Source organism: Streptomyces lincolnensis, from assembly GCF_021173675.1.
Lineage (GTDB): Bacteria > Actinomycetota > Actinomycetes > Streptomycetales > Streptomycetaceae > Streptomyces > Streptomyces lincolnensis_B.
In genome coordinates, this window is the sequence record NZ_JAIHON010000020.1 from 60,224 (window position 1) to 75,557 (window position 15,334).

The following is a 15,334-nucleotide window of genomic DNA, read 5'->3' on the forward strand; positions in this document are numbered from 1 at the left end:
TGTCCGCTTGCGGGTTCGGCCTGGGCTGCGCTGTCACGGCTCCTGTTCTTGGTCGTCTACATCTCCCATACGTCGCCCTCGTCCTCGTCACCGTCATCACCGTCCGGATCGAGGGGGTCGAGGAGTTCCGCCTCGACGACCTCTTCGGCAGCTGCCGATGTTCCGGCAGCGGAGGCATCCGGCGGGCTGTCGCCGTCGTCGGGGAAGAGTGCTGCCAGCGGATGCGGAGCCTGCTCGCTGTCCGAGGGCGGTTCCGCGCCGCTAGTGCCGGAGGGCAGCGCCGGCGGGGCGGCTGCGGACGGGGGAGCCAGAGGGGAGATGGGCAGCGCCGGGTAGGGCCGCAGCGTCGACAGGTCGAACTCCTTCAGACTCGCGTAGGGGTCGTGGGAGGGCTGTTCGGTCTCCAACTCCAGGCCCTGGAACAGCGGTTCGGCCCCGGTGCGTTTGGGTGGCGGCCTGCGGCTGCGGCGGCGCCGGTCACGCTGGGCCAGGGACAGGGCGATTGCTTCCTCGTCCTGCTCGCTGCCACCGGCCGCGCGGTGCTGCTCGGCGTGCTCCTGCCACATGTCCGCGGTCCACGGATCGGTGAGCAGGTGCCGCAGCCGGAAGTCGCACGTCACCCAGGTGCCCGCGGTGTGGTCGTAGAGCCATACCCGCTCGGGACGGTAGGGGTTGTAGCGGCATTCCCACTTGTCCTCTGCGCCGGGCAGCTTCGAGCCGCCGCGCAGGAGGATCTCCCGGTAGTGGGCGGCGTCCTGCGCGACGGGCTGATAGGTCCGATAGTTGATCATGAAGCCGCTCTTGCCGGGGACGACCCACCGCCGCAGCAGGAAGAGGCGGTTCTGGGCGGGGGAGAGCGGCACGGCCCGGTAGCCGCTGCGGGCCACCTGGACGGCGTACATGTCGTTGGGGGACAGCACGACGCCCGGCCGGAACGGGTCACGCAGTCCCGTGTCGGGGGTCTGCTGGTACTCCAGGGCCACCCATTCCTGGGCCATCTGCTGGAGTTCGGCGATCGTGTACAGCGGCATCCGCTCGATGCCGCGGCCGCGCTTTTTGTGGCTGCGGCCCTGCCAGCCGTGCCGCACGTACTGGCTGAAGCGGTGCGCGAGCGTGGTGAAGGAGTGCTCGACGAGCGACTTGTCGGGCCCGGTCCTCTTGCGCGCCGGGCGGCGGGCGATGCGCAGCCGGTCGCAGACCTCGGTGAAATGCTCGCTCACGTAAGGGCTGCCCTGGTCGTAGATGATCAGTTCGGGGCGGATGACCGGGCGGGCGGCGGTGGCCTCGGTGAACCGTTCGTCTGCCGCGCGCAGCGCCCCGAACGGCAGGCTGGAGGCGGCGGCCGCGCTCAGCGGGTCCCAACCGGGCATGACGGGCCAGGGGGCGAGAGCCTGGGCCAGCATCAGGGTCAGGTCGATCGCCCGGGTCGCCCGGCCTGCCTGTCCGCTCTCGGCGTCCCGGGGCCGGCTTGGCGTGATCATCAGCGCGCACATGCTGTGACTGGCCACGTCGATCAGCGAGGTCATCTCCGTGGAGGTGGGCCGGCCGGCGTCGCCGCGGGCCAGGATCCGCAGCGGCGTTGTGTCGACCTGGGTCACCTGTCCCGGCCGCAGCACGGCCTCGCGCCCGCCGTGGGGCAGGGGCGGGGTGGAGGCCAGGGCGGCCCGGGCCCGTGTCGGCCGGTCCAGGATGTCGGCCAGGCCGGACTCCTTCATGCGAAGGTAGAAAGTGGAACGGGAGGGCAGGAGAGCCGCCACGGCAGCCGGGTCGCCGAGCTCCTCGTCGTAGCGCGAGTGCAGGAGGTCCTCGACCTCCTCGCGGATCAGCTCGATGGTCACGTCCGACTCGTGCGCGCGCCGGGCCACCACGTCCTGCATGGCGGTCAGACACCGCGGGTCGGTGAAGCCCCCCGCCCGTTTGTCCCGCGCGGCGGGCAGCAGCACAACCGGATTCTCCCCGGCCGCCTTCCACTTGCGCCGCTTGTCGGCGAGGGTGTGGGCGGAGCAGCGGACGCCGTCGGCGGCCAGCCGCGCCGACATCGCGGCGCACCGCTGGGCCAGAGTCGTGTCCGGCCCGAATCCCCGCGCATGCTCGCTTTCGCCTGGCGCCAGACCGGTGTCGATCTCCACCATGCGCGCCTGCCACAGCGCGGCTTCTTCCTCCCGGCCCTCCTGCCGCCCCCACCCGTCAAGAGCCGTGCTGTCCGCGGCCGGTGCCCCGCCGCCGCTGAGAACCGTGAAGTCCTCCGCGCCCACCAGCCACCGGTACGACACCGCCTGCGGTGCCTGGTCGCCGTCCTGCGGCAGCAGCGTGACCTGCGACCCTTGCCACGCCACCACCTCCCACTCGCGCTCCTGCCAGCGCACCCGTGCCCCGATGGACAGCGACCCCGCAAGCCGGGCCTCACCCGATCCCGCCATGCGCCCCCCTCCGCGCCATCAGGCCGTCCAGGCCATGGCATCGGGCAGCAGCGGCTGTGCGCGGTCGAACAGCAGCCGTCGCTGCCACAGCATCCGGTAGACGAGGTCCAGCCCCGTCAGCTCGTCCAGCCCGCTCGCCGCCACCCCCGCCCGCAGGCCCGCCGGCTGCCTGAACGCCTCCAGCAGCGCCCGCCCCCGGTCCTCCTCGTCGCCCGCGGGAAACCGGTAGCCGGCCAGCCACCCCAGATTGCGTACGCGCAGCCCCGACGGCTCACGCACCTGCCGCACCCGCCACCCGGCCGCCTGCGCCACCTCCTGAAGCACCTCGAGTCTCACCGCGGGCAGGCTCTCCTGTCGGGGCGGCTTCAGCACCAGCACCTCACGCTCGCCCTCGGCCGTGCGCGCCACGAAGTCGGGGCGCCAGCGGCGAAGGCGGCCTCCCGCCCGCCACCGCAGTTCCACCGGGCCGGCACTGAACGCCGCCCAGGATGGCTCGAAGTCCAGCTCTATCGCCAGCCGCCACTGCCGCAGGCTGCCGCACACCACGGTCTGCTCTCGGGTCGCCACCGGCCAGTAGGTGATGATGCCCTTGCGGCCCCGGTAGGGCACCGGTTCGCTCACCGGCCCGAACTCCTCCAGTGCCACGCCCCGAAGCCCGGCCGCGCTGCACAGGCGCACCGGCCCGTACGGCTCGCGGTACAGAGCCACGACACCCTGCCCCGCCTTCGGCACGGCCTCGCCTTCCGTCAGGCCGCCGGGGTCCTCCGCCGTGTTCACGCCGCCCACCCCTTGCCGTGCCGCCGCAAGGTCCCGCATACCTGGCCGGCCGTCAGCCCCTTTGAGCCCAGTCCCTGACCGTGTACCGGTCGGCCCACGAAACCGCCCGCCGTCGGCTGCCCCCTCACCGGCAGCGGTTGGCGGGGGCCGGATAGCCAAGTTCCCGCCACCTGTGCACCCGCCCCTGCCTCTTTCGGTGATGACTGCTGCCGCAGCCCGGCATGCCCATGCTGCTCCGCTCCGCGCTGCGAGGACTTTCCCGCCAGCCGGATACACCTGAAAGGGTGAACAAGTCGGCGACAACGGAGGGACGCCGGGCGCTGCCCGGTCGGCATCCTGTGCGGCGGCTCGGCTGCTGAACTCGCCGGTCAAGAAGCCGACTTCGGTCCGCTGGCCGGCTTCTGCGCCGATCAGGAGTGCCCGGGCAGCTCCCACCGCACCTCGTCGCCGTCGTGATGCTGGCGCCAGAGGGTCACGACACGGGCGCGGACCAGCTGGTCGAGGAGGTCCTCCAACTGCTGAGGCGGCTGCCCACACTGGCGGGCGAGAGCATCGAGCTCGCCCCCGCCCACCCCAGCGGTGCTGTGGGCGGCCAGTGCCAGTGCGGCCAGTCGCAGAGCGGAGGGCAGGGCGGGCGAGAGGATCAGCGGGGCGGGGCGCAGCGCCCATTGGGCGGCGCGGACGCGCGCGGTGCGTCCGGGATCCTGGTGGAGGACGGGGGCATCGAGCAACTGCGCCTGGATGGGAGAGCATCTGCGTCTGAAGCGGTGCAGCCAGCCGGCGTGTTCCAGCTCCAGCCAGAGCTCTGCGCGGCCGTGCAGCCGCATGCCGCGCAGGAAGCCGTGGGGCATGCGGATCTGCCCCTGGCGGTCAGCGCGCAGTGCGCACTGCAGGGCGAGCAGCCGGGCCGCGGGGGAGGAGAAACGCGGCAGTGCTGTGGCGAGGTAGGTGAGCATTTCGCGTACGCGTTGCTGTTCTGCCGGGCCGAATGGCGGTGCGATGCGCGCAGAGCGCGATGTACTGGAGTGCGTCTGGGCGCGGTCGGCGCGGAGCAGGGTGGGCGGCACGACGGCGGTGCGGCTCATCGCCGCCGCGCAGGCGGCGCAGGCATCGGCCAGTCGCCAGGTACGGCCGCCGCGGTCGCAGGTCAGGGCGAGCAGAACGGGCCCCGCACAGCCGCGGTGGCGGGGGTGCCAGTGGCAGCCCAGCGCCCGGCACTGACAGGTGCGCAGGTGCCCGGGCAACGCGTCGGCGCGGGCATGGCGGGCCAGGTGAGTGAGGGCGGCCGAGCGAGCGGAGACGGCCTGCAGGACGGGGCTGTGCGCGCAGCGGGGGCAGGCAAGGGCCGGTCCGTCCGTTTGCGGGCGCAGGTGCACTGTCCAGATGCGCTGCACCTTGGCGTGTGTGCTGGCAAGCCGCATCGGCTCGTTGTCCCTCCGCTTTGGTCTGCGTCGGCGTCGTGCGGTGGTCTCCCGGGACGCGCACGGGAGCCGCCCGCACCGTAGTGCAGATTCCTGCACTTGCGCAGAAGCGGGTGCCCGGTGCGCTCACCTGCGCTGATAGTGCAGAAATCCGCACTGACAGGGCAGGTGTCTGCACCGTCGGATGGTGGGGTGACGATCTTGCCCCCCGACCCGGACCGCGACGCCCTGCGTGTGACGCTGGCACGGTTGAGGAACGAGCGCGGGTGGACCTTCGACGAACTCGCCGACCGCAGCGGCCTGGCCCGGCGCACGCTGATCGACCTCGAACACGGCCGAGCCGCTGGCACCGTCACCACCTGGCATGCCCTCGCGCACGCCTTCGACGTCCCCATCGAGCAGCTGCTCGGCTCGCTCTGCGAAGACCACACCCCGCCCGGATCCAAGGGCGCCTGACTCCGGCCCGCGCCAGGCTGCAGCGCGGCACAAATCACCCGAACCGGCGAGCACGCATAGAACGCACACTCGCAGAACCGCGTCAACGTTCGATACCACTGAGCCGGCCGGGGGACTGCCCGCCCGCCTGCTCCGTCCCCGGCACGCTTCGCCTGGCACGGTCCTCGCCATGCGCCCCAACACCGCCCCCACCGGCTGCCACTGGGACGGCAGCCCCCGCACTGCACCGGTGCGCCGTCCCCTGCGGGTGGCCGCCACCAGCCCCAGCCGCCTGCTGCGCGCCGGCCAGAGCCGCCGCTGCCGCCAATGCGGCAACCGCATCGACCTCTACCCACGTACGGACGGGCGGCCCATCGCCCTGCATCCCGCCGAACTCACCACCGCCCAGTGTGGGTTCTCGTCTTGTCAGAGGTGCGTGAGATCCTCCCCTGTTCTCTCAGCTCAGATCCCTGTCTGAGTCTGAGATTGATCTTGTCTCTTGGATGATGTCTGGTGAGCTGCGTATCTAACGGAGCGTGTATGTGTGGCCTGGGATGTTGCAGGCTCTGAGGTGCGGTCCCTCGATCCGTCTGAGATTCCCTGATGGTCTTGAGAACCCGTATGGGGATGGGCGGTTGCCGAAGCAGCCGTGGGCCAGGCTTTGGGGCCCAGTTGCGCGTTGAGTGGGGGCGGTTGCCTTACGGCGACCGAACATCGAGGAGGCATGGGTTGGGACGTCGACGATCTGGTCCTGCTCACCCGGGCCTGTCACGTCGCTGGTTGCCAGTCCTCGCTGGTCAGATCAGATGGGGCTGGCTGCGCGTGCGGCTCCACCAGCGCCGCTTGTGCTGCGCTTGCCAAAGGGACAGCCGGTCGTTCACCGAGGTGGTGTACGGATGGTGGGCCCCAAAGGTTGTCTGGCAGCCGACGAGGGATTGCTCCAGCAGAGCAGTGGCCCTCGACTTGTCGCCTCGTGACCAGTACAGGACGGCGAGGTTGACTTGGCATTCCAGGGTCGAGGGGTCCTCGGGACCCAACAGGCGCGTGCGGACAGCAGCGGTGTCCTCCAATAGCGCATCGGCATGGACACGCCCATTGGCAACCGGAGGGGGTTCTTGTAGTTCACGGGCTAGTCGAGCGTCCTGGTGGGGGAGGTCTTCCTGTAGAAGCGTGAAGGCGTCCTTGTGACGGCGGGCGAGGAAGGAGGCCCATGCGAGATCGCGTCGAGCGCCGAGAGTCATGGGGTGCGTGCGGCCCAACAGTTGTTCGCTGATGCCGGTCAGCCGCTGGCCGTAGGGGACTGCCGCGGTGGCGAGGCCGACACTGATCAGACTGCGCAGAGTCCAGTGCAGGAGGTAGTGGCCTTCGACTCTCCACAGCAGGTCTCCGGCGCATGCATCGACGCTGTCGATGTTTGTGCGCAGCACGGCTGTCGTCTCACGGTCGTACCAGGGGACGTTGTCGCACAGTTCCCTCAATGAGTCGACTGCGGTTTTCACGACCGCTGGGGTCGTGGCGTCGGGAGTGCACTCGCGTACGGCTCGTGCGGTCAGGGCGTGCAGCCGCACCGCGCGGGAACCGGCCTGAGCGTGATCGGAGAGCAGGCCGTATCGGTGCAGAAGTCGCAGGGCTGCCCGCACCTGGTCGGGATCAACGGCGGCATGAACTCCGTAGGGAAGCGCGGCACGGTGGCTGTTGAGGTAGTGGGTGACTGCGTCGCTGGCCCACAGCGAACGGGGGTGTCCTGCTGGGTCCAGAACGGCGGCCAAACGCATGACCGGAACGGCCAGGCCGACGGGCTCGCTCGCTTGGGCGACATCCAAGGAGAGCAGGAGAGCTGCGGCGACCTGCCGCCCGTAGCCCTCGGTATCTGCCGTGCGTGGCAGTAGGTCGTCCAGGCGTGCCGTGCTGCCGTTGAAGCGATGCAGATACTCCGTACACGGGACGTCTTCGTTGACCATGTAGGCGGCTGCGTGCGAGAGGGCCAGCGGCAAGTAGCCCAGTGCCGCGGCCAGTTCACCGGCCTGCGAATCCATGAGGTGGGCCGCATCTGCCGAGTCGAGCCGCTCGTGCAGATAGGCCTCGGCCTCTTCTGTGCTGTAGGTGTCGATGTCCACCACTGCTCGGCCGCCGCCGGACAGCACCGCGTCGTGGCGGCGGGTAGTCGCCACGACGCGTCCGCAGCCGAAAGCGGAGGAGGGCGGCCACCACTTGTGCATGGCTTCTGGATCGGTGAGGTCGTCAAGAATGAGCAGCCACGGGCGTCGGGTGGTCGCCAGCCACTGAAGGAACAGGCTGGCGTCGGACTCAGCACTCTTGCCCAGAAGGTGCTCGGCCGCCGCTTCCACGACCTGTGCGGCGTGCGCGTAACGTGCGATGACCTGCTCGATGTCACTGGCGTCGACCCACACCACCAGGTCGATGCCGTCCTCCAGGGCCTGGTGGGCGTAGGCGGCAGCGAGTTGCGTCTTGCCCACACCTCCGCCGCCGGACAGGACCTGGGCCAGCACCACCGTGGTACGTCCAACCCTGGCCTGATCGATCCGATCGCGCACCGCAGACCGGTCCTGGAACGCAGATGCAAGCACCGGCACCGAGCCCAACCGGACGGGCCAGTGCAACGGCTGGCGCGGTGGGGGAGCGGAGACCGTCACTTGGCTGACATGACCGCTGATGGCCACCGCATGGGCGGCCGAGGCGATCGCATCGCCTGACCGTTCTACCTGCACGGCTCCGTCATCCGTCTGGGGGCCCGGGCCGCGGTAGCCGCTTAGCGCATCGCCGCCATCCGTAGCGACGGCATCACCGCTCTCGTTGACGCCGACGGGCGGCGCCGTTTGCTCGGTGCCGTCCTGGCCACCGAGCGGGCGTCTCACCCGAAACCGTTTCATCGACCCTCTCACCATCCACCCCGCTGCCATGGCAGCCTTAGCCGGTGTAGTCGATGCCGGTGCCGGCCCTGCTGCTCGGCCCGCGGGCGATCGCATCCCCGCTCTGTTCCACACTCCCCGTTCCGCTGCCTCCCTGACGACGGCGAATGCCGGTGTGGGCCTCTCCTCCGCCGTACGCTTCAGCCCGTCCTGTCCGTGTGACGGTGTCCCGTGCCTGTGCGGTGGGCTGGAGCCAGGCCCACACCAAGGCGCACACCCCGGTGGCGCCCTGCACCGAAGCCCCCACCAATTGCCCCGCGTTCGGCCCATCGAGGAGCCAAAAAGCGGGAGTTGAGGCGATCACGGCTACAGCGGCAACCACTACCGTGACTCTGAGCCCACGCGACATGTCCATCCCTTCCCTACCGTTCGCCACCTCTTGAAGCTTCCCGCACTCCGGCAACCAGGGGGCACGGGATGAAGGACGGTTCCTGCGATCAAAGCAGTTCCAGCACTACCCATCGCACGATGTGGCTTTCGGTCACGATCGCACCCGCGTGTGCAGGAGACGAGCGACGGACAGCTTCCGCCGTGCCTTCTTGCCGGTCGGCGGGTTTGGCTCGTGGTCACTGGTCACAGAATCGACCCTAGCGGCAGGCACTGACATTGCCGTCAGGCTTCGACGTTGATGCCGTAGTCCGCAGCCAGACCGGCGAGCCCGGTGTCGTAGCCCTGACCGACAGCACGCGCCTTCCAACTCGAACCATGCCGATAGATCTCCATCGCGATGGTGACGGTCTCGCCCGAGGCGAACGGCACGGGCGTGAAGGCGATGCCTCCGCCAGTGGGTTGGGTGATCTCGGCGTGCCAGGTGGTGTGCTGGTCGAAGGAAGCGGTGGGCTGGGCCTCGAGGTCGATGCTGGCGATGACGGCTACGGTGTGGACGTCCTCGGGAAGATGGGGCAGATCTGCAGTGACCGTGTCGCTGCTGGTGCGGACTCCGTCGTGGTGCGGGTGGTTGTAGAAGACGAGGTCGTGGTCGCTGCGCACCTTGCCGTTGCTGGCGAGGAGGACGGCAGAGACATCGACTGGGACGCCGGTGGTGATGAGGCGCACCGCTACGGATTCGGTGCGCAGCGGGGCGTTGGCCCCTTTGGCCAGCATGCGCTGGGCGTTGTCCAGCAGGCCGGGGCTGGCCTCCGCTGTCCCTGCGGCCGGTTCACTAGGGGGAGGACTGGCGTCGGTGAGAGAGGCCAGGGTGCGCTGGAAGACAGACCAGCCTTCGGCTTCGTTTCCGGGCCAGGCCAGGGCCAGCCGTCTGGAACCGAACTGTTTGAACGTGGGGGGTTGTCCGAGGGCTTCGTGGAGCTGCATGTAGCGCAGGCTCTCGATGGCTAGGCCGTTGAGTTGCCATTGCCGTTGGGCTTCTTCGGGCTGGTTCCTGCGCAGGTCGTCGTCGACGGCGATGCCGCCGAGTGCGGTGTAGACGCGGCGGGCGAAGTCGTAGCAGTCGCTCGGCAGGAGACGGGCCGGGCGCTCCTGCTGTGCGGGCGCGGGCTCTCCGATCGCGGTGTACAGGCCGCCGAGGTCGCCTCCGGTCCACTGGTTGGCCGCGGCGGTGGCGAACTGGGCGAACTGGATCAGTGTGGGCGGCCGGCCCTTCGCGGCCACGTGCCGGTGATGGTCGCGGGCGACGTCCTCCAGTGCGGTGCGCCAGCGCTGCTCAAGGTAGGTGCCGAGATACTGGTCGGCCCAGGCGCGGCGATGGCGGGTGACGATGTCGCGCACCCTCTCGAAGCCTTCCCGACGGCTGCCGCTGCTGTAGCTCATGGTCAGGCTGAACGAGCCGACGGTCGTGTCCACCGGGAGCTCCTTGCGGTCCCTGACGATTGGCTCCTCTGGCCCCAAATGCCTTTCAGCAGTGCGCAGTTCCTCAAACAGCCCCGTCGGGACGGGGCAGCCGGCATCTCGCAGCGCGGTCAGGGGGCGGCTGTAGTAGTCGGCCACACCGGACAGAGGGGCGCGGGAGTAGGGGCCTTCGCACACGAACCAGGCGGTGAGCGCGAGGCCGTGCCAGAACTCCAGGGCCGGGCCGAGGGTTTGGGCCATCAGCTGGTGTGGGTGTGGGTTGCTGACGATGCTCCTGGCGTGCCTCTGCAAGGTCACCGACTGCCACAGCCGGTCCACCTGCTCGTTGACCGAGGCGGGCAGCACCTGTTTGTACAGCTGCTGGGTGAAGATGTGCTCGTCCGGCCCGAGGCCCATGATGCCGTCATCGACGAGACCCCACAGTGACCGCATGCCGGGGCGCTGGACGGCGTGCGCCTGGTCGAAGGCCGTCCACCACTCGCGCAGGGCCGCCACGCGTTCCTCCACGGGGGAGAGGGAGGTCGGGCCGCCGAGGAAGGCCGCGAGCATCGCATGAATCTGGTCCTCCGGGATGCCCGCCTCGGCCGCCATGCCGGCCGCCTGGGCGGACATTCCCACATACAGGCGCGGCTCGGGCAGCGCGGTGATGACCTCCTCGTCCGGGTGCGGCGGCGCCTGCAGGTAGTCCAGCGCGGCCAGCCAGTCGCCGGCGAAGTAGCCGGAGACAACCGGCTGCAGCGCACGCGTCACCACCCGGCGCGCGAGGGCGGTACCGGTCTTGGATTTCTTGGCGAAACCGGCCATCAGCGCCTGCAGCTGCAGGATGCGATGACGGGTGACGAGCTGCAGCGGATCAACGCCCCCCAAAGCGTCCAGGAGGCGCAGGCGGGCGCGCTGCTGGCCCTGCCGGTCCAGCCGGTGCCATCCGCCGCCGAAGCGAAAGTCCTCCAGAACATCGCCGGCGATGCCCAGCAGCCGGTAGCGTGCCTCGATGCCGGACCACACCTGCCGCTGGTCGTCGATCGTTTTCGTCGGCCCGGCTGCCCTCACCCGGATCGGTTCGATCAGTGTCTCGAACAACGGGACCAGCACGGACCACAGCAGCACCGCGTCGGCCGCACCGTCCACCAGATTCACGCCGGCCGAGTCGTCCGCTGCCAGCGTCAGAGCATGGGCAGGGCGTTCGCGCACCAGGTGGGGCAGGTTCACCGCCCCGGCTTTCAGCGACAGCTTCTGCGGCAGATACCAGGCACCGCGCCGCTGCTGCTCCGGGACGCCGAACGTCTCGGCACACCATGTCTTTTCCTGGGCGCTGAGCCCCACCACCGCGACGCTGTCCGCGGCCTGCGGCCCGATGCCGCGGACCACCGCGGCCGCGGGCCGGCCCCTGAGCGCTGCAGTCAGCAGCCGGGCGGCGAGCGTGTCGAGCTGAGCGAACCTCTGCTGCTGCCCGCTGGCTGCCTCCAGGCCAAGTGCATCTTCGGGGCAGGCATCGATAGCGGGGTGCCACCAGCGCGGCTGGTCACTGGCCACCGGTCAGCCTCCGCATGTAGTCGACGAACTGCTCAAACGGCATCGGGGTCGCGGTGTTCTGCGCGTAGACGGCGTAGCGCTGCGCCATCAGCTGCATCTCCCGCTCCGAGCGCCGGGCCTCCACCCGGTCCAGGTCATGCACGACCCGCTGCTCGACACGTCCCTGCTCGTACAGCACGAACGCGTCAACTCCGCCCGGGAGCGCACTGTCTGATTCCCCTTCCCCCGGGCCCCGACCATCTACGAAGCTCGCCTCCAGCGTGGAGGTGTCGATCAAAGGAACGTCCAGGAGCAGCGCGGGATCCATGTCGTTGTCCTCGCACATGGCCTCCAGATGGTCCTCAAGGCCGAGTTCGGCATGGCAGACCACATCCAGGTACTGCTGATCGGCGGCCAGACCGGGATGCCGCAGCACCCGCACACCACGTCCGATGAACTGGTAGAACTCGCCGAAACTGCCATAGGGGCGCACCGGCACGACCACGGTGATGGGCGGGAAGTCGTAGCCCTGGCCCAGCATCCGCAGTTGCACGATGCCCTGAAGATCACCCGAGTCCGACTCGAAGCGCCGCCGGGTGGCCTTGATCGACGACGCCGACATGCTGTGGTGCAGCGTGGCGCAGGGAATGCCATATTCTTCGGCGATCCGGGCGATCTGCTGAGCGTGGGCCTCACCCATCGCCGCGAACAGCGCCCGGGGTTTGACCGGGGCCAGCAGCTTGGCCTGGGCGTCCAGACAAGCCCGGGTCACCATCATCACCTGCCGGATCGAGGCATCGGACTGCGCGGTGATGCGGGCCATCCTCCGCTCGTTGCCCAACGCCGCCAACAGCGCATCACGGCCGGTGATCTGCTCACGTCGCCCGTCCGGCCACACCGCCTCGTACACCGTCGTCGCCGCATCCGGGGCGAACCGGTGCACACGCAGGTTCTTCGCCGAGCCGTCCGCGACAGAGTCGACCAGCCGGTAGCGGTAGACGACATCGGCGTCGATCGGCTTGCCGTCCAAACGCTGGAAGCACGCCGACATCAACAGCGTGCGTGCACCGTGGAAGTGAGCGAACAGCCGCTGGTAGGACGCGCTGGCCGCGATATGGGCCTCGTCGACCACGATGAAGTCGACGTCGCCCGGCTCCAACTTGGCCAGCAGATCCCCCTCCCTCTCTCCGGTGCCCAGCGCGTGGAAGTTGGTGACCAGCACGTCCGCGGCCAGCAACCGTTGCCGGCTCACCCCGCTGATCTGTCCGTCCTCCGCATCCAGCACCAGCGTGGCCGGCGGCTTCGCCCCCGGCAGCAGGGGCCCGCCCGCCAGCCCGTACAAGACGTTGCCCGGCACTCCAGGGTCGAGTGCTTTGGCGAAGGTGCCGCGGATGACCGAGCCCGGCGTCACCACCAGGGCTCGCCGCTTGGTGAACGACAACGCAGCCGCCACCCCCAGCGCGGTCTTGCCGGCCCCGACCGCCATCACCGTGGCCGCATGCCGGCCACCGGAGGCGTAGTAGTTGGCCAGCGCCGCCAGGGCCTCGTCCTGGCAGGTACGCAACGGCTCCCGGGCCACCTGAGCGCGAACACCGGCAAAGTAAGCCTCATCGTCCGCTGACCGGATGCCCCGAGGAGGATCGGCCGCCCGCAGGGGATCGCCCGCCATCTCCGGGACCTCGACGCGCGGGGCGGCGATGACCAGGGGCGAGAGCACGGCATCCTGGCGCAGCATCGCCTGAAGCTGGGCAACACAGCGTGCGGTGTCCAGGCGCACCGCATCGTAGGAAAACCGCAACACCGTCAGCCCCGTGGCCGCCAGGTCGTTCTGCCGCAGCCGGTCGTAGGTGAAGGCGGCACGGTCACTGTGGAAGGTGAACCCGTCCAACTCCACAGCCAGCTGCAGCGATCCGCCGGCGATCAGATAGTCCAGCCGGTAGGTGCGCTCGTTGACGGTCACCGGATGCTGGCTGTGCACATGCGCCACGATGCCCCACTGCGCGGCGGGGGTGAGCACCCAGCGCAGGAAGGCCTCTTCCAGGTAGGACGCCGAGGGGATCAGCTGCTCCAGCCCAGCGCTCACGCTGCCCCGCCAACCGCCGCCTCGGCCACCAGCGCGCCGAGCTTCTCCGAAAGGCGGGCCACCGCATCCTCACCCTGGTCGAAACGGGTCAGCCGCCGCGCCACCTCGAGAGCGTCGGTCAGGGCGCCTTCGCGTTCCAGCAGCATCACCAGCCGAGGAACGGACGTCACATGCACGAACGAAGCCGGGACAGGGCCGGTGTCAAAGGAGACCGCCTGAGGGGCAGCCTCCATCAACTCCAAGTCCAGCAGCGCGAACACCTCAAGCAGCTCAAGCCCGTCAGGGTAGGAGCGCCTGCCGCTCCACAAGCGGTCCACCGCACCTTGGAGGACGAAGTGGTAGTCCATCGCTTCACCGGGAAGCTCCAGCGCCTCCCAGACTCGGGTAACCAGGTCCGTCCCGCTCACGTCCACCGGCACATGCCGGCTGGCTGGCGTTGCCGACGTACTGCCCTCAGCAGACGGCCACATCAGCGAGCCGTACGACACCTCCGGACGGACACGTGCCGCGTCGAGCGCTTCGCGGACGACACCAGGGCTCCCGGCGAACCGCACACCGGGAATCGCCGCCATACGCTCAAACCAGGTTGCCATGGCCCCCGCTCACCCCCACGCTCACGGCGTCCACCGCCGCTCCAGCCACACCCACGCGCCGTGGTGCGGCCGGTCCGCAACCGTGCACCCCACTGGGCACGGCCCACAGACCCAGTGCATCCTCTCGCGCCGTTGCCTTCGGGCGCAGGATTCTCTCAAACAGCACGCCGACTGAGTGACTCCTTGCGGGTGGGTGCCCCGATAGTGGGGCACTCTCGCCATTCCCGCATCGCGCACGGCCTGCATACCTACTGTGGGACAGGTGAGGACTGAGACAGCGGAGCTCATCCCGGTCGGTCTGATGGGCTGCTACGGCATGCCAGTTGACCGTTTTTACGGACAGCCGATGGACGCGGTCACCTGGATCACCGACCCCTTCATGCACAGCGATCCTTCATGCCGCGCCGCGCCGAGCGCTGGCTCAGGAGAGACACACCGTGTCCACTTCGGTGCGTTCACCGCGGCGCGCATGTGCAGATGCTGCCGAGTGGAGGCCGCCGCGGCGGACAGCGGTCTGGAGGACGCCATCGTCGCGCTCGTATTTCTTTGCGAGGGCCTTGAGGAAGAGACCGAAGAAGAAGAAAACCGCCGGAGACCGGACTATGTGCCGGACTTCCGTGGATCCAACTTCAACTGGAACCACTGGCGCTACCTGCAGTTCCAACTGGCGGAGACCACCGACGGCCTGCAAGCGCACCCCTGGCTGTACGACTGGGCACGTCCCGCGCTGGCACGTGCCGCGGCCTACGCGGAACGCCGGTGTGAGGAACAGCAGACTCTCATCGACACAGCCACGATCGAGCAGGCTGCCGTGACGCTGCAGCAGCGCGAGACGTCCACCGCGCGCCTGGCGCAGGCCTGGCAGACGTGGCGGCAGCGCAAGGGCCATGCCCGCGAGACCAGCCCGGACGATGCCTACTATGATCAGAACGCTCGCTTGAGGCCTCCCAACCCGTCCGGCACCAGGAGCCGCGCAGCGACCGTAGAGATCAGTATGCGACTTCCTCCCCTCGGGCCCGACGAGCTCGGACACCGCATGGTGGAACCCCTGTCGATGTGGGAGATCGCCGCGATCGCCGCCTATAGGACCACCGCAGACTGGGCCCAAAGCGTCGTCACCCTGGCCGCGCCGCCTGTCGTCGCACAGGAGTTACTGAGCTCGGCGAGGGCCCTTGACGTGACACCACGTCCGTCTGGCGCTGGCCAGAGCCGTAGCAAGCCCGCGTCGTTTGCCCGGGGCCAGACTCGATGGTCCACAGCGTGAGCTTCGACTTGGCAGGCCGAGCGTCTCTGCCGTGTGCGCCGGGCCGGTCCTAGGGCCTGTCTGGAGTTGCAGCCTTTGTGGGCTGATTCG

10 protein-coding genes are annotated in these 15,334 nt (G+C 69.4%); 3 read left to right on the forward strand and 7 right to left on the reverse strand.

What is annotated here, in order from left to right; translation table 11 throughout:
- Positions 1–56 precede the first annotated feature (56 nt).
- The 3 genes from K4B79_RS42135 to K4B79_RS42145 all read right to left on the reverse strand — a co-directional run bounded on the left by K4B79_RS42135 (position 57) and on the right by K4B79_RS42145 (position 4,618).
- The gene (locus K4B79_RS42135) at positions 57–2,420 is read right to left on the reverse strand and encodes a transposase family protein (protein ID WP_232032736.1); all 2,364 of its coding nucleotides are present in this window, start codon (positions 2,418–2,420) and stop codon (positions 57–59) included.
- 18 nt (positions 2,421–2,438) lie between these two features.
- Positions 2,439–3,197: a TnsA-like heteromeric transposase endonuclease subunit gene (locus K4B79_RS42140; RefSeq protein ID WP_232032737.1), complete on the reverse strand. Its 759-nt coding sequence runs from the start codon at positions 3,195–3,197 to the stop codon at positions 2,439–2,441.
- Positions 3,198–3,607: 410 nt separating this feature from the next.
- Positions 3,608–4,618 (reverse strand): hypothetical protein, encoded by a 1,011-nt coding sequence (locus K4B79_RS42145; protein ID WP_232032738.1) that lies wholly within the window; start codon positions 4,616–4,618, stop codon positions 3,608–3,610.
- 192 nt (positions 4,619–4,810) lie between these two features.
- On the opposite strand from K4B79_RS42145, the gene K4B79_RS42150 reads away from it, so the two are divergent.
- The gene (locus K4B79_RS42150) at positions 4,811–5,074 is read left to right on the forward strand and encodes a helix-turn-helix transcriptional regulator (protein WP_232032739.1); all 264 of its coding nucleotides are present in this window, start codon (positions 4,811–4,813) and stop codon (positions 5,072–5,074) included.
- A gap of 169 nt (positions 5,075–5,243) precedes the next feature.
- Positions 5,244–5,531 (forward strand): DUF6083 domain-containing protein, encoded by a 288-nt coding sequence (locus K4B79_RS42155; protein WP_232032740.1) that lies wholly within the window; start codon positions 5,244–5,246, stop codon positions 5,529–5,531.
- 319 nt (positions 5,532–5,850) lie between these two features.
- Here the strand turns inward: K4B79_RS42155 and K4B79_RS42160 are convergent, their stop codons facing one another.
- The 4 genes from K4B79_RS42160 to K4B79_RS42180 all read right to left on the reverse strand — a co-directional run bounded on the left by K4B79_RS42160 (position 5,851) and on the right by K4B79_RS42180 (position 13,980).
- On the reverse strand, positions 5,851–7,944 hold the full coding sequence (locus K4B79_RS42160; RefSeq protein WP_232032741.1) for a tetratricopeptide repeat protein: 2,094 nt from the start codon (positions 7,942–7,944) through the stop codon (positions 5,851–5,853).
- A gap of 651 nt (positions 7,945–8,595) precedes the next feature.
- Complete coding sequence (locus K4B79_RS42170; RefSeq protein ID WP_232032742.1) at positions 8,596–11,325, reverse strand: TerD family protein; 2,730 nt, start codon at positions 11,323–11,325, stop codon at positions 8,596–8,598.
- Complete coding sequence (locus tag K4B79_RS42175) at positions 11,315–13,387, reverse strand: DEAD/DEAH box helicase family protein (protein ID WP_232032743.1); 2,073 nt, start codon at positions 13,385–13,387, stop codon at positions 11,315–11,317. The genes K4B79_RS42170 and K4B79_RS42175 overlap by 11 nt, the downstream gene beginning before the upstream one ends.
- On the reverse strand, positions 13,384–13,980 hold the full coding sequence (locus K4B79_RS42180) for a hypothetical protein (protein ID WP_232032744.1): 597 nt from the start codon (positions 13,978–13,980) through the stop codon (positions 13,384–13,386). Before K4B79_RS42180 ends, K4B79_RS42175 begins: the two co-directional genes overlap by 4 nt.
- 262 nt (positions 13,981–14,242) lie before the next feature.
- Between K4B79_RS42180 and K4B79_RS42185 the strand changes: the two genes are divergently transcribed.
- A complete protein-coding gene (locus K4B79_RS42185; RefSeq protein ID WP_232032745.1) occupies positions 14,243–15,244 on the forward strand; it encodes a hypothetical protein in 1,002 nt (333 codons plus the stop codon).
- Positions 15,245–15,334 lie beyond the last annotated feature (90 nt).

Coding starts and splice junctions, on each gene's coding strand:
- K4B79_RS42145 (WP_232032738.1), bottom strand. CDS start 4,618: ATGCGGCTTGCCAGCACACACGCCAAGGTGCAGCGCATCTGGACAGTG.
- K4B79_RS42180 (WP_232032744.1), bottom strand. CDS start 13,980: ATGGCAACCTGGTTTGAGCGTATGGCGGCGATTCCCGGTGTGCGGTTC.
- K4B79_RS42155 (WP_232032740.1), top strand. CDS start 5,244: ATGCGCCCCAACACCGCCCCCACCGGCTGCCACTGGGACGGCAGCCCC.
- K4B79_RS42160 (WP_232032741.1), bottom strand. CDS start 7,944: ATGAAACGGTTTCGGGTGAGACGCCCGCTCGGTGGCCAGGACGGCACC.
- K4B79_RS42135 (WP_232032736.1), bottom strand. CDS start 2,420: ATGGCGGGATCGGGTGAGGCCCGGCTTGCGGGGTCGCTGTCCATCGGG.